Origin of the sequence: Paludibaculum fermentans, from assembly GCF_051172195.1 — a bacterium.
Classification (GTDB): domain Bacteria; phylum Acidobacteriota; class Terriglobia; order Bryobacterales; family Bryobacteraceae; genus Paludibaculum; species Paludibaculum fermentans_A.
Genome location: NZ_JBPJAQ010000001.1, coordinates 4,663,819 through 4,677,687, shown reverse-complemented (window position 1 = coordinate 4,677,687; position 13,869 = coordinate 4,663,819). Strand labels below are relative to the sequence as shown.

The following is a 13,869-nucleotide window of genomic DNA, read 5'->3' as shown; positions in this document are numbered from 1 at the left end:
AACTGTGCATTCGTCAACGAGTCCACTCGACAGCCCGCTTTCCACTCCGCGGCCGATTCGCATCCTGGTTGTAGACGACCATCCCCTCATCCGCGAAGGCATAGCCGCGCTGATGGCCGGCAAGAAGGACCTGGAATTGGTGGCGCAAGCGGCAGGCGGCGCGGAGGGAGTGGAACAGTTCCGCAAGCACAAACCGGACATCACTCTGATGGATCTCCAGATGCCTGGACTGCACGGGGTCGACGCCATCATCGCCATTCGGGAGCAGGCCCCGGAGGCAGCGATCATCGTACTGACGACATACTCCGGTGACGTACAGGTGAGGCGCGCGCTGAAGGCGGGAGCACAGGCTTATCTACTCAAGAACCTGCTGCACAAGGACCTGTTGGAGACGATTCGAAGAGTCCATGCGGGACACCGGATGGTCTCGCCGGATGTGGCCGTGGCGCTGACGGATCACATGATGGACGAGCCGCTGACTGAGCGGGAGGATGAAGTGCTGCAACTCATCGCGAGCGGCCATGCAAATAAGGAAATCGCCGCCCGGCTGTGCATCACAGAGGAAGCGGTCAAGAGCCGCGTGAAGAATATCCTGGCGAAACTACAGGCCAATGATCGTACGCACGCAGTGATGATCGCTGTAAAGCGCGGCATTCTCATACCGTAAATTCACTCGAAAGGGGCGTCTTGAGCGCCTCTTTCAAGGCTTCCCAAAATCGCACAGCGCCGTTATGGTTTAGAACGGGGCTTCTGCAGCGTCTATATTCCAACTTCGCGAATGGCTGGCCCGGCCGTGGCCTGTTGCTGCTGCGACTGGCGGTTGCCATTTTTCTGCTAGAACGCTGTGTTGCGAGCCACCCCTTCCCACTAGGTGATAACTGGCCGGCGGCCATTGCCGCGCTCGCCGGAGTTTTCCTCCTCGCCGGGCTATGGACTCCGATCGCAGCCGCGGTGACAGCGGTGTTGGAGTTCTCGTTTGCGACGAGGACCGCCGATGCCGCCGCCGCGCACTACCTGGCTGCCGCGATTGGCGCCGGCCTGACGCTGCTGGGCCCCGGCGCCTGGTCAGTCGACGCGCGGCTGTTCGGACGCCGGCGCATCTCGCTTTCCCGCGGGGAATAACCCAACCGGGTAGCTGACAGGCACCCGATGGGGGTCTCTCCAGAGCCACTTTGAGGCTTCATGGATCGCTGTTCCAAAGGGCAAACTGGGGACGTCGCAGCAGGGCCGTTCTTGCAAAGACCGAGGGTTGCGATCACCCAGGCAACGGTCTTTCACCACCTAGTGTCCGCGTCCGTTCAGCAAGGCGGACGAAGCATCACGATCTCCACACCAGAGGAACATACATGTCCAAGCAGCTCAAACGAAAAGCGCTGATTGCCATCTCCAGCTTTACTGGCGATATCTATCCCGGCGGGCACAGAACAGGTCTCTTCTTCACAGAGGCGCTGCACCCGTACGAAGTTCTCACGGACGCAGGATTCGAAGTGGACCTGGCTTCCGAGACGGGCACCTGCGGCCTGGATTTCAACTCGCTACTGCCGCCGTTCCTGGCGGGCAGCGACAAAGCCGTCTACGACAATCCCAAGCATCCGTTCCAGGTGAAGCTGAATTCCCAACTCAAGAAGGCGTCCGACGTGAAGAAAGAGGAATACGGCGTGTTCTTCGCCTCAGCTGGCCACGCCGCGCTCTACGACTACCCCACCGCCGCGGCACTGCAAGCGACTGCCGCGGACGTCTGGAATCGCGGCGGGGTTGTTGCTGCCGTATGTCATGGCGCTGCCATCATGCCGGGCATTATCGACGCCAAGACGGGCAAATCGATCATCGAGGGGAGGACGGTGACCGGCTTCACGATTGAAGGTGAGATGATCTTCGCCATCCTCGACAAACTGCGGGCGGATGGCGTCGTGCCGATCGTCGAAGCAGTGACCAAAGTCGGCGCCTACTACAGCTCGCCGATGAACGCGTTCGACGACTATTCGATCTCGTGCGGCCGGGTTGTCACCGGCGTCAACCCGCAGAGTGCGCGCAGCACGGCGGAGAGATGCGTGCGGGTGTTTGACACCCAGCAGAATGCGTAAAGAGGCGCAGGGCCGGGTTTGACATGCGGTCTAAAGGTCCCGGGGACGGTAACGACACGCGCCTTGTTGTGAAGACAAGTACCCGGGTAGAGTCCTGAGGCGTTCTGAGTCAAAAATCCTGATTGAAAGGGAGACACCAAATGCTTGCAGCAAGAATGCACGGCTACAAACAACCGCTGGTACTCGAAGAAATAAAGAAGCCAGAGATCTCGGCCGACCAGGTATTGGTGAGGGTCGGAGGGGTCGGCATGTGCCGGTCGGACGTACAACTCATTGATGGCTATTTCCACCACGCGTTGAATACGACGTTCCCCATCACGTTGGGGCACGAAATTGCGGGCTTGGTGGAAGCGACAGGCGATGACGTGCCCGAGGCGGCCCAGCTTGCCATCGGCGATCAGGTGGTCGTGGCGACGGGCTGGGGCGATGGAGTGTGCCGGCAGTGCCGCGTCGGGGACGAGCAGATCTGTGAACACGGTTCCTGGCCGGGATTTGGGCCGCCCGGCGGGTACGCCGAGTACGTCCCCGTCCCCTACCGCCACCTCATCCGAATGGAACACAGGTTGAACTGGGAAGAACTGGCGCCTTTGACGGATGCCGGAGTGACACCCTACCGCGGGATCAAGAAACTGAGGGCGGCGGGGGTGTTTGGACCCGACCGTGTGATCGCAGTCTTTGGCGCCAGCGGACTCGGCAGCTACGCCGTGCAGTATGCCAAGCTGCTTTCGTCCGGATCGACGATCGTCGTCTTCGCCCGGAACGAAGAGAAGCTGGCGATCGCTAAGCGGCATGGGGCGGACTATGCGATCAACACGCGCGGCAAGTCGCTGGACGACCTCCGGTCTGAGCTGTTCCGGCTCACGGGTAAACGCAAGCTGGATGCGGTAGTCGATTGTGTGGGCGCCCGGGAGACGATCCAGACCGGCTTTGGCCTGCTGGCCACAGCGGGCGCGTTCGTCCTGGTTGGCCTGGTAGGGGACCAAATCGACATGCCCCTGTTCCCGTTCGTGTCCGGTGAATTTACGTTCTACGGCTCGTTCTGGGCGAACTACACCGACCTGCAGGAAGTGCTGGCACTGGCCCAACAAGGCAAGATCCAGCATTCCACCAAGCGAGTCGGGTTCAAGGATATCAACGAGAATCTCGAAATGCTGCGCACCGGGGAAATCATTGGGCGCGCAGTCGTGGTGTTCGATGTGGACGCGGCCGCGGGCCCCGGTGGCCGCCAGGCTGCGCAGCAGATGGCCGTTGGCTGACCAGGAGCCAGTATTGACACTGTGCAGCGCCGGGCGGATACCCGGCGCTTTCCAACCACCCAGGAGGGACACACCCATGGCGAATGAGCAAGATGAGAAACGTGTGACAAGGACGCCGAACCGGCGGCAGGCAGTGCAGTCCCTGGCCGGCCTCACACTTGTCAGTGTTGGCAGCGTGACACCGGCCGCAGGTCAATCGGGCGCGGCGCACAGTGCCGCGGGGGCGATCCCGAAATCGGGCGGGTCGCTCGGATCCAGAATCCGGGGCGTGCAGCATTTCGGGGTCACGGTCCAGAACATGAACCGGGCGTTCGAGTTCTACACGGAAGTGCTGGGCGGGACCGAAGTGATGCGCGATGGAGACTTCCAAGGCGAACCCATCCACAACACACTGCTGCTGCACGAGGAGATTGCCGCGAAGCAGCAACACGTCAACCCGCGGACCGTCGGGATCCCGGATCTGCGGCATGGCGCCCAGCGCCTCGACGTGCGATTCGTGCAGTTCGACAATCTTGTGATCGAACTGCTGCAGTACCGCGACCAGGAGCAGCCGGAGGGCAGCGGCAGCAGTTTCGCTCCGCCACACGAGCGCACCAGCCCCGCCTATCCCAGCTCAACCCACATTTGCTTCTACATCAAGGACGATACGGATTTTGACCAGTTCGTCCACGACCTGGAGGCTGAGTCGGCCAGGCGAGGCATGACGAATGTGAAGGCGAACCGGACCAGGGCGGCGGCGTCAGACGTGGAACGACTGAAGGCGCCGCTGGATTCGAACACCATCAAGATCACGCAGGGCCGATCGAACGGATGGTCGCTGATCTATTGCAAGGGTCCGGAGGGCGAACAGTTGGAGTTTGTCCAGGTGCTGGGCCAGGTGAAGCAGACGTTTGATGGTTCACTCGAACAACGCCAGAAGGGGCTCAACTCCAAAGCCTAGAACATGCAGGGGAACGAGGAGTAGGATGATGAGCTCGAATCGAGTTGGGTACCGCAGGCTCGCGTTCGCGGCTGCTCTGGCATTGATGGCAATTGCCAGCTCGGGCCACGCGCAATCCGGATCCGGCGCCGGTTACGCCACAATTCCGCGGGACGCCTATTCCGTAGTGGCGGAAGTGCGCGCCAAGCCAGGCAAAGAGGATGCACTGCGCAGCGCCACGGTGCCCCTCATCGCATTGGTCCGCGGCGATCCAAAGAACCTCGTCTATTTCTTCCAGGAAGACCGGGAGGCGCCAGGCCACCTGGTCTTTTATGAAGTCTGGGCCAATCAGGCTGACTTCGAAGCCCACAACAACATGCCCTACGTGAAGGCATGGTTCGCGAAACTGCCCGCACTCGCCGAGGGCGGAGTCAAGACAACGAAAATGCGCGTTTATCGAGAGGCGGCAAGATAGCCAGGTGGCGCGCGACACATCACCTGACAGGGTTTGGAGGATCCATGAGCATCAGAGAACATCTCCTGGCCGGACCGCTTGGTTTCGGCACAGCGCCGTTGGGCAACATGTTCCGGAACATTCCCGAGGGGGAGGCGGCCGCAACGGTGGACGCGGCCTGGCAACAGGGCGTGCGGTATTTCGATACCGCCCCCTTCTATGGGGCTGGACTGGCGGAGATCCGTCTCGGCCAGGCCATTTCCAGGCACAGGCGCGATGAGTACGTGCTGAGTACAAAAGTAGGACGCATCATTCTGGATGAGATAGAGACGAAGCGCGACTTTGGTGAGAAGACAGGCCTCTTCGAGCATGGCAGGCCAAACAGGATGATCTATGACTATTCGGCCGATGGCACGCGACGGTCGATTGAGGACAGCCTGCGGCGCCTGGGCGTTGACAGGATTGACTTCGTGTGGGTTCACGACATTGCGCAGGACTTCCATGGTGACGAATGGCTGGCCTGTTTCGAGACAGCCCGCAAAGGCGCGTTTCGAGCGCTGACCCAGATGCGGGAGGAGGGCGTCATCCGGGGCTGGGGGCTCGGTGTGAACCGGATTGAGCCGGTGGAGCTGATGCTGGGTCTCTCCGGGGCGACGCCGGACGGCACGCTGCTGGCCGGCCGATATACGTTGTTGGATCACGCTCACGCTCTGCAGCGCCTGATGCCGGCCGCCACGGCGAAGGGCGTTGATATTGTGGCCGGCGGTCCCTACAATTCCGGCGTGCTCGCGGGCGGGCAGCACTACGAGTACGCACCCGCGCCGCCCGGGGTGATGGGGAAAGTGGGAAAGATCAAGGCTCTTGCAGAGCGCTACGGCGTTCCCATGAAGGCCGCGGCCCTGCAGTTCTCACTGGCGCATCCAGGCGTCGCAGCTGTCATTCCGGGCGCCAGCAAACCGGGCCGGATCCAGGAAGATCAAGCGGCCTTGCACGCTGTCATTCCCGATGATTTCTGGATGGAGCTTCGAAAGCAGGGGCTGGTGGCGCACGACGCGCCATTGCCCATTGACCGAACAGAAGGAGCGACCCATGGCACACGCCTACGCTAGCGTTCAGCTTCCGCACGATCCGGATGAAGTGTGGCGGCTGATCGGGGGATTTGGATCACTGCCCGACTGGCTGCCTTACATTCCAAGCAGTGAGTTGAGCGAGGGAGGCAGGGTTCGCCATCTCGCTAACCCGCATGGCGAGGCGATTGTAGAGCAGTTGGAAGCCTACGACAATCACTCCAGGAGTTACACCTACTCCATTCTCCAGGCGCCTTTCCCAGTCACCGGATACCTGTCGACCATTCGCGTCAAGACAGAACCCGCGAGCCCGGGATCCCTCGTGGAATGGGCGGGCAAGTTCACACCCAGGGGCGTCAGCGACGACGAGGCAGCAAGACTCTTTCAGGGGATTTATGAGGACGGACTGAGGGCATTGGCATCCACGCTGGCAGGTCGACAAAGCCGAGGCAGCTCCGCCTAGCAGATCAACAGCCAAGCGAGAACTTCGAAGGAGGCAACTTGGGCCACACCGCACTCTTCCGGCCGCTTCGCATCCGCGGACTCGAACTGCACAACAGGATCGTGATCGCGCCCATGTGCCAGTACTCGGCCGAGCAGGGTTGCATGAACGACTGGCATCTCATTCACCTGGGGCACCTGGCCCTGTCGGGCGCCGCTTTGCTGACCATCGAAGCAACGGCGGTTCTACCGGAAGGCCGCATCACCTACGCGGATGTCGGGCTGTGGGATGAAGAGACGGAAGCCGCGATGGGCCGCACGTTGAGCAGCGTCCGCCGGTGGTCGAAGATACCAATCGGAATCCAATTGAGTCACGCCGGCCGCAAAGCATCGACGGAGGTGCCGTGGAAGGGTGGTGGTCAATTCGCCGCCGACAATCTGCTGGGGTGGCCAACGAAGGCGCCCTCGCCCATCGTGTTTCATGACGGCTCGGCGCCACCTGCTGCACTGGATCGCGCAGGGCTCGACCTCATTCGGGAGGCCTTTGCGGCAGCGGCTCGCCGCGCCGGAGTCCTCGGGATCGACCTCATTCAAATTCACGCCGCGCATGGTTATCTGCTGCATCAGTTTCTCTCGCCCTTGTCCAATCAACGGACGGACGAATATGGCGGCTCCCTGGAGAACCGGATGCGCTTCCCACTGGAGGTGCTCGATGCAGTGCGCGCGGCATTCCCGGCCGAACGGCCAGTTTCCGTGCGGGTGTCGGGCACAGACTGGGTAGAGGGCGGCTGGGACATCGAACAGACTGTCACGTTCGCCCAGGCGCTTCAGGAGCATGGCTGCGATGCCATGCACGTTTCCTCTGGCGGAAACCATCCAGCGCAGAGGATTCCGGTAGGGCCAAGCTATCAGGTGCCACTGGCCCGTGCGGTGAAGAAAGCGGTGAATATCCCGGTAGTCGCGGTCGGCTTGATTGCGGGTTTCGAACAGGCCGAATCGATCATCGCGACGGGCGACGCCGACATGATCGCGCTGGCGCGGGGCATGCTTTACGATCCACGCTGGCCCTGGCATGCGGCGGCCCACCTGGGCGCGAGCGTTCGCGCTCCGCACCAGTACCTGCGTTGCCAGCCACATCAGTACCCAGACCTGTTCGAGGCAGATTAGGCCGGCTTGCGACTTCTGTACGGCGAAAAACTCAATCCAACGAATCGAGGCTCCTATGGTTGAAGTTGTTCAGGCATTTGACCGGAAACCAATCACCACTCTCCCGGGCGACGACGAGGCCGCGCTGGAGCACAAACTATCCGTGGCCGCCCGGCTTCTCGCCGACCGCGGCCAGTGGCTGGAGAAGTACGAGAGGATCGAGATCCTGAATAGACTCAGCGACCTCGTCTCTGACAGGCGGGAGAGCTTTGGACAGCTGATTGCGCGCGAGGGCGGCAAGCCACTCACAGATGCACTGGTAGAGACAGATCGCGCCATCGACGGCATACGCAATGCCGCCGACATGCTGCGTGTCTCGGCGGGAGTGGAGATCCCGATGGGGATGACCCGCGCGAGCGTTGGCCGCCGGGCCTTCACGATCCACGAGCCGATTGGCGTTGTGGCCGCGGTTTCCGCCTTCAATCATCCGCTCAACCTGATTGTTCACCAGGTGGCGCCGGCAGTCGCGGTGGGATGTCCGGTGATCATCAAGCCCGCCACGGCGACCCCCCTGTGCTGTTTCGATCTCGTTGCCCTGCTGAGCAAGGCCGGCCTGCCGGAAGGCTGGGTGCAGACGTTCCTGCCGGATAAGCGTGGCTTGAGTGAGGCGCTGGTAACCGACCCCCGGATTGCCTTTCTCAGCTTCATCGGTTCGGCCAAAGTCGGCTGGTCACTCCGCTCCAAGCTGGCGCCGGGCGCACGGTGCGCGCTGGAACACGGCGGAGTGGCGCCGGTGATCATTGATCGCAAGGCCGAACTGGATCGGGTGATCGAGCCGTTGGCCAAGGGCGGGTACTATCATGCGGGCCAGGTCTGCGTTTCCGTTCAGCGTATATACGTCCACAAGACGCTGGAGGAAGAGTTCCTGAAACGCTTCGCCGAGCGCGTTTCTGCTTTACGAGTGGGCGATCCATTGTTGCCGGAGACGGAGGTTGGTCCACTGATCCATCCCGACGAGGCTACGCGGGTGGCCGCATGGAGCGAGGAGGCCGTCGCCGGGGGAGCCCGCCTGATCGGCGGCGAGCGCCGGAGCGAGACGACGCTGGCGCCGGGCATCCTGGTCCATCCGCCGCGCGAGGCGAAGGTCTCGACCCTTGAAGTGTTTGGGCCGATTACCTGTGTGTATTCATTCCAACACATCGACGAGGCGATTGCCTCGGCCAATTCGCTACCGGACGCCTTTCAAGCGAGCATCTTCACTGAGGATCTGCCCACGGCACTTTACGCGGCAGAGCGTCTGGATGCCTCCGCTGTGATGGTGAACGATCACACAGCGTTTCGAACAGATTGGATGCCGTTCCGCGGACGGCGTGAATCCGGATATGGAATCGGCGGCATTCCGTACACCATGAGGGAGATGACTGCCGAGAAAATGATCGTCTTCAAGAACTCATAGTTGCAGCTGCCGTGACTTACCCCTGCACCAGGAATACTACGTCGAGCAAATTGAGGATCCTATGCCACGCACATACGACACCGTCACACTCGAAGATGCGAAGCGGATGTTGGCAGCCGCGGAACAAGAGGCCACGAGCCTGGGAATTGCCTACAATATCGCGGTAGTCGACGCGGGCGGCCACCTGGTGGCGTTCCTGCGCCAGGATGGCGCCCTGATCGGCAGCATCGATCTCGCCATCGACAAGGCGGTCACAGCGAGAATCTTCGATAAACCGACCTCAGAACTGGCAAGGCTCGCGCAGTCGGGGCAACCGCTTTACGGTATTCAGGAAAGCAATGCCGGCAAAGTCATCATCTTCGGCGGCGGCATCCCCATCCTCTTCCATGGAGTCATTATCGGGGCCGTGGGCGCCAGCGCGGGGACTGTTGAACAGGACATCGCAGTGGCCGAGGCCGCGGTAGCAGCGCTGCTGGTTTAGCAGTCTGTGGCGGGGCGGCCCGGTTCGATAGAGTGATTAGGGTCACCCATGCGTATCCCTTTGATCTGCCTCCTGGCCGCGGCCACCCTGTCCGGCGCCGAGCGAGAACCGCTCGACTTTGTGAATCCCCTGATCGGTACAGCGAAAAGCAAAGTCGGCTATGGCGGCACCATGCCGTTTGTGTCGCCGCCATTTGCCATGACGAACTGGACACCCCAGACGCGGCAGAACAAGATCAGCATCACCTCATACGAGTACGGTGATCCAACGATCACGGGCTTCATCGGTACCCATCAGCCAGCCATCTGGATGGGCGACTACGGGTACATCACGCTGATGCCGCAGACGGGTGAGTTGCGCACTGCGCCCGAGAGGCGCGGACTCGCCTTCTCGCACAGCGGCGAAACCGCGAAGCCGGACTATTATGCGGTGGCGTTGCAGGCCGGGAACGGCCAGTCGATCCGCGCTGAGCTGACCGCTACTGAGCGCTGCGCCATCTTTCGTTTCCGGTTCCCGGATACCGGCACGGCCCGGGTTCTGGTGGAGACTTCGCGGCCGGGTTCTGCTGGATTCGCCGCGGTCGATGCGGCGACGTACGAGATCACGGGCTACAACCCGCACCGGATGGATGCGCACCTGGGTCCGCACAAGCTGCCGAACTTCAAAGGCTATTTCGCCGTGCAGTTCCGGCAGGTTCCCACGAAGGCGGGCACCTATGGACTGGAGAAGGAAGACGCCTCAGGGAGCCGGGGCGCTTATGCCGAGTTCCGGCCCGGCGAAGCAGTGGAGGTGCGGGTGGGGACTTCGTTCCTCAGCATCGAACAGGCACGGGAGAATCTGCGGCAGGAGATCCCGGCATGGGATTTTGATGGAGTTCGCGGGCGGTTGCATGCCGCGTGGGCTGAGAAACTGAACCGCCTGCAGGTGGAGGGCGCCAGTGATCGCGAGAAGACGCGCCTTTATACCGCCTTGTATCACACGCTGTTGTACCCGCGGTTGTTTTCCGAGTATGGACGGTATTACAGCGCGTTCGACGACCAGGTGCACCAGGGCGAGAGCTATACCGCGTTCTCGTTGTGGGACACGTTTCGGGCGGAGAGCCCGATGCTGATGCTGTTCGCGGCGGAGCGGATCGATGGCATGATCACCGCGCTGCTGCAGAATTTCCGGGAAGGCGGCTGGTTGCCGAAATGGCCGAACCCTTCATATACGAACATCATGATCGGGACCCATGCGGACTCGATGATCGCTGAGGCGATGCGGAAGGGGTTCAAAGGGTTCGACCGGGAGTTGGCCTGGAAGGCGGTCTATAAAGATGCGATGGTGCCTCCGGACGGGGATACGACGCGACGCTGGCTCGACCGGGAAGAGGGCACTCCCTATGAGGCCCGGGCGGGACTGACGTATTACAAACAGCTGGGCTACATTCCTACGGACAAGACCGACGAAGCTGCGTCGCGCACGTTGGAAGACAGCTATGACGACTGGTGTGTGGCGCAGGTCGCAAAGGCCCTGGGGCGTGAAAAAGACTACCAGTTCTTCCTGCGGCGTTCTTTGAACGACCGGAATCTCTTCAACCCCACCCTGGGGCTGATGAACGGGAAGACCTCGGATGGCCGGTGGGCGCCGATCGGCGGGCCGGCGGATACGCAGGGCAACCGATCTGAGGCGGGCTGGACGGAAGGCGATGCCTGGGCCTATACATGGTCGGCGTTTCACGATCAGGCGGGCCTGGTCCAACTGATGGGCGGACGAGATGCTTACGGCAGGAAGCTGGATGCCCATTTCAGCGGCGGGCACAATGTACATAGCAACGAGCCGAGCCACCACTACGCATATCTGTACGACTTCGCGGGCCAGCCGTGGAAGACGCAGGAGAAGGTGCGAGCAATCGCCGCGGCCGAGTATGGATATGATGAAGGCGGCCTGGATGGGGACGATGATTGCGGACAGATGTCGGCGTGGCTGTTATTCACGGCGATGGGTTTCTATCCCGTAAATCCGGCCAGCGGCGAATTCATGATCGGAAGTCCGATGTACAGCCACATGAGCATCCGGCTGCAAAACGGGAAGACGTTTCGCGTGGCGGCAAGGAACGTCTCCGCGACGAATCTCTATATACAGTCAGCTACGCTCGACGGAAAGCCGCTGAACGATCCGCTGATTACCTGGGAACAGATCCAAGCCGGAGCCTCGCTGGCGTTCGAGATGGGGCCGAAGCCGTCGCGCTGGGGCAGTGCGTGGCAGGCTACTCCGATTTCGCCGAAGTAGCCGGCAGAGGCTGCATGCCGGAGGCCCTGCGGTGGACGGCCTCGAGGGCGTCGTTGAGGGTATCGAATACGCCATGCTCGGTCAGATGGCGCAGGAGTTGTTCGTTCAAGCCGCCGGGGGTGGAGTGGGCCACCGCGAGGTCCGCGGGTGACTGGCCCGATTCCTCCAGGCCCGTGCTTGCGAGTCCAGAGAAAAGCAGGGCGATGTACTGGCGCGCCTGTGGTTCCGGAATCCCTTTGCCGGCTACCCAGGAGGCAATGTGTCCCATGAACCCGAAGTAGGCGGCCATGGTGGAGGTGGCGGTGCTGAGGGCGTTGAGATGGGCCTCTGTTTCGATCCCGAAAACCTGGCCCAAGGGGGCGAAGAGGCCGGCGGCTGCACTCTTCGGCGGATAGACGGCGATGGGGCTGCGCCGTTGCGCGACCGAGGGCAGCGGGATGGCTCTTGAGATGGCCGAGGCAGGCGCGACGAGTCCGGCGATGCGGACCGCGGAGAATCCAGCCACGAGGCTGATGACCGTGTGGGTAGGGGCGAAGTGGAGCTCGGAGAGGACTTTGGGTGTGACTTGGGGCCGCACGGCGAGGACGATCGTGTCGCAGACGTCGACTACGGCCTGGTTGGTAGGGCAGACGGAGACGTTTTCGAAGCGCGCGGCCAGGCCGGCTGCCACGGCGGCGTTGCGCGGCGACAACCGGATGGGGTGGCACGGCCCACCTGGAGTACTGAGGCCGGTGACGATGGCCTCCGTGATTGCGCCCGATCCCAGGAATCCAAGAGTCATGATGATAGTGCTTATTGTCCCAGAGGCTGGCATGCGTTCGGAGGTTGGCGGAGCAGATGGAGGCGATGAGTAGCCAGGGGCGGCGTGCGCCTTGACCGCGATCGGTACTAAGGTCTGGCGGGTGGCTCCGTGCCGCCGCAATAACGTGACATAGCCGGACGGAGACGGTCCAATTGGATGGCGGATCCAGCGCATGCCCCGTTACTGTGGCTTCAGTTTTCGCGATATCCTCAACATGATGAGGTGGTCTTTTTTGCGGCGCGGCCTGATAATTCTCCTCTTTTTGGCGGGCGCGGCAGGGCTACACGGCCAGGAGGGTCCGAAGCTCCAACTTGTGGGAGAGGCGGAAGTCTGGCAAAACCGGATCCGGCTTACGCCCGCCATTCCGCAGATGGCCGGGGCGGCCTGGTTTGTGGAACGCCAACCGGTGGCGGCCGGTTTCGAGATGCTGATCCGGTTTCAACTCACGCAACAAGGCGGACTGGGTAAGGGAGCTGACGGCTTCGCTTTCGTCCTGCAGAATAACGGCCCGGAGGCGCTCGCGGGCCGGGGCTCCGCTGGCGGCTTCGCTCTTGGAGATGGCCGCCAGGATCGTTCCCAACCCGGCATTCCGCGCAGCATAGCGGTGTTCTTCGATACATACATGAACCGGGACGGGCTGGATCCGTCTGACAACTACATCGCCGTGTGCACGAACGGGCCGGTGGAGAAGATGCGCTGGCCGCCCAATCGCCTCGGAACCGGCACCAGACTCAAAGTCCGGCTCAAGGACGGGCAACCGCACATGGCCCGCATCCGCTACAAGCCGCCGGTACTATTTGTCTACCTGGACGACGGCGAGCCGGAACTGCGCGTGCCCGTGGATCTCTCCACTGTTGTCGATCCGCAGGGCCGGGCCTTCATCGGCTTCACAGCATCCACAGGTGAAGGTTGGGAGAATCACGACATTCTCGCCTGGAAGTTCAGGCCCGTCGAGCCGCAGGTCTCCTCCGATATCACCGTCGTGAGTTCCGACATCACCTTCAGTCCAACTTCCTGTCTCGGTGGCAGGAATCTCTGCACACCGCCCGAAGCAGTCGTGGAAGAGCGCGGTCCGGGCCAGTACCATGTCGTGCTGCCGGCCCACGTGGAGTGGGGCGCGAGCATCCCGAACCCGAGGAACCAGCAGTACAACATTACCGGCGCCCGAGGAAATGCCTGCTGGGATCTGGAGAGTGGCGCTGACGGGTGCGGTGGCCCGGGCGGAAATCCTGGCTCACGCAATGACGCCCTGATATCGCCTGACCAGCCGGCCGGAGCCCTGCTCTCCAAGACCGGGAGCGGCCGCATCTGGTTCACGGTGAACGGCCGCAAGGGGCGCAGATTCGCCGCCAACCAGGGCTTCTACGAGTTTGACGTCAGCCTGCGGTAACACCCCTTCCCTGCTCCTCGCCGACTTGCCGGCACGCTATGGCTCCCAGTTCACCCGGATACGGATCCGCGCCCCGGGAGGAGCCCGGGGATTCAGCGTTTG

At 62.1% G+C, this 13,869-nt stretch carries 14 protein-coding genes; 13 read left to right on the top strand and 1 reads right to left on the bottom strand.

The annotated features are described in order from the left end of the window. Positions 1–4: 4 nt before the first annotated feature. From ACR9Y2_RS18845 to ACR9Y2_RS18790, 12 genes are all read left to right on the top strand, one after another. Positions 5–667 (top strand): response regulator, encoded by a 663-nt coding sequence (locus tag ACR9Y2_RS18845; protein ID WP_435043125.1) that lies wholly within the window; start codon positions 5–7, stop codon positions 665–667. A gap of 134 nt (positions 668–801) precedes the next feature. Then, positions 802–1,122 (top strand): hypothetical protein, encoded by a 321-nt coding sequence (locus ACR9Y2_RS18840; protein ID WP_435043123.1) that lies wholly within the window; start codon positions 802–804, stop codon positions 1,120–1,122. Positions 1,123–1,346: 224 nt separating this feature from the next. Then, positions 1,347–2,084 (top strand): DJ-1/PfpI family protein, encoded by a 738-nt coding sequence (locus ACR9Y2_RS18835; protein WP_435043122.1) that lies wholly within the window; start codon positions 1,347–1,349, stop codon positions 2,082–2,084. A gap of 140 nt (positions 2,085–2,224) precedes the next feature. Continuing rightward, on the top strand, positions 2,225–3,340 hold the full coding sequence (locus ACR9Y2_RS18830; RefSeq protein ID WP_435043120.1) for an NAD(P)-dependent alcohol dehydrogenase: 1,116 nt from the start codon (positions 2,225–2,227) through the stop codon (positions 3,338–3,340). A gap of 76 nt (positions 3,341–3,416) precedes the next feature. Beyond that, a complete protein-coding gene (locus tag ACR9Y2_RS18825; RefSeq protein WP_435043118.1) occupies positions 3,417–4,280 on the top strand; it encodes a VOC family protein in 864 nt (287 codons plus the stop codon). 85 nt (positions 4,281–4,365) lie between these two features. Continuing rightward, a complete protein-coding gene (locus ACR9Y2_RS18820) occupies positions 4,366–4,734 on the top strand; it encodes a putative quinol monooxygenase (protein WP_435043116.1) in 369 nt (122 codons plus the stop codon). 44 nt (positions 4,735–4,778) lie between these two features. Further along, the gene (locus ACR9Y2_RS18815) at positions 4,779–5,822 is read left to right on the top strand and encodes an aldo/keto reductase (RefSeq protein ID WP_435043115.1); all 1,044 of its coding nucleotides are present in this window, start codon (positions 4,779–4,781) and stop codon (positions 5,820–5,822) included. Continuing rightward, complete coding sequence (locus ACR9Y2_RS18810; protein WP_435043113.1) at positions 5,803–6,243, top strand: SRPBCC family protein; 441 nt, start codon at positions 5,803–5,805, stop codon at positions 6,241–6,243. The genes ACR9Y2_RS18815 and ACR9Y2_RS18810 overlap by 20 nt, the downstream gene beginning before the upstream one ends. Before the next feature lie 38 nt (positions 6,244–6,281). After that, positions 6,282–7,388, top strand: coding sequence for an NADH:flavin oxidoreductase/NADH oxidase (locus ACR9Y2_RS18805; RefSeq protein ID WP_435043112.1), 1,107 nt, complete (start codon positions 6,282–6,284; stop codon positions 7,386–7,388). Between the two features lie 55 nt (positions 7,389–7,443). Further along, positions 7,444–8,823: an aldehyde dehydrogenase family protein gene (locus ACR9Y2_RS18800; protein WP_435043110.1), complete on the top strand. Its 1,380-nt coding sequence runs from the start codon at positions 7,444–7,446 to the stop codon at positions 8,821–8,823. A 61-nt stretch (positions 8,824–8,884) separates the two neighbouring features. Then, on the top strand, positions 8,885–9,304 hold the full coding sequence (locus tag ACR9Y2_RS18795; protein ID WP_435043108.1) for a GlcG/HbpS family heme-binding protein: 420 nt from the start codon (positions 8,885–8,887) through the stop codon (positions 9,302–9,304). A gap of 48 nt (positions 9,305–9,352) precedes the next feature. After that, positions 9,353–11,575 (top strand): GH92 family glycosyl hydrolase, encoded by a 2,223-nt coding sequence (locus ACR9Y2_RS18790; protein ID WP_435043106.1) that lies wholly within the window; start codon positions 9,353–9,355, stop codon positions 11,573–11,575. Here the strand turns inward: ACR9Y2_RS18790 and ACR9Y2_RS18785 are convergent. Further along, positions 11,553–12,356 carry a pyrroline-5-carboxylate reductase gene (locus tag ACR9Y2_RS18785; protein WP_435043105.1) on the bottom strand — a complete coding sequence of 268 codons (804 nt, stop codon included), beginning with the start codon at positions 12,354–12,356 and terminating at the stop codon, positions 11,553–11,555. The two genes, ACR9Y2_RS18790 and ACR9Y2_RS18785, sit on opposite strands and share 23 nt — an antisense overlap. Positions 12,357–12,549: 193 nt before the next feature. Between ACR9Y2_RS18785 and ACR9Y2_RS18780 the strand changes: the two genes are divergently transcribed. Then, positions 12,550–13,767 carry an L-type lectin-domain containing protein gene (locus tag ACR9Y2_RS18780; protein ID WP_435043104.1) on the top strand — a complete coding sequence of 406 codons (1,218 nt, stop codon included), beginning with the start codon at positions 12,550–12,552 and terminating at the stop codon, positions 13,765–13,767. Positions 13,768–13,869 lie beyond the last annotated feature (102 nt).

Bases quoted from the DNA above. Each gene is read 5' to 3' on its own strand.
- ACR9Y2_RS18830 (WP_435043120.1), top strand. From the start codon at position 2,225: ATGCTTGCAGCAAGAATGCACGGCTACAAACAACCGCTGGTACTCGAA.
- ACR9Y2_RS18820 (WP_435043116.1), top strand. From the start codon at position 4,366: ATGGCAATTGCCAGCTCGGGCCACGCGCAATCCGGATCCGGCGCCGGT.
- ACR9Y2_RS18785 (WP_435043105.1), bottom strand. From the start codon at position 12,356: ATGACTCTTGGATTCCTGGGATCGGGCGCAATCACGGAGGCCATCGTC.
- ACR9Y2_RS18795 (WP_435043108.1), top strand. From the start codon at position 8,885: ATGCCACGCACATACGACACCGTCACACTCGAAGATGCGAAGCGGATG.
- ACR9Y2_RS18780 (WP_435043104.1), top strand. From the start codon at position 12,550: ATGCCCCGTTACTGTGGCTTCAGTTTTCGCGATATCCTCAACATGATG.
- ACR9Y2_RS18815 (WP_435043115.1), top strand. From the start codon at position 4,779: ATGAGCATCAGAGAACATCTCCTGGCCGGACCGCTTGGTTTCGGCACA.
- ACR9Y2_RS18810 (WP_435043113.1), top strand. From the start codon at position 5,803: ATGGCACACGCCTACGCTAGCGTTCAGCTTCCGCACGATCCGGATGAA.
- ACR9Y2_RS18825 (WP_435043118.1), top strand. From the start codon at position 3,417: ATGGCGAATGAGCAAGATGAGAAACGTGTGACAAGGACGCCGAACCGG.
- ACR9Y2_RS18790 (WP_435043106.1), top strand. From the start codon at position 9,353: ATGCGTATCCCTTTGATCTGCCTCCTGGCCGCGGCCACCCTGTCCGGC.
- ACR9Y2_RS18800 (WP_435043110.1), top strand. From the start codon at position 7,444: ATGGTTGAAGTTGTTCAGGCATTTGACCGGAAACCAATCACCACTCTC.
- ACR9Y2_RS18835 (WP_435043122.1), top strand. From the start codon at position 1,347: ATGTCCAAGCAGCTCAAACGAAAAGCGCTGATTGCCATCTCCAGCTTT.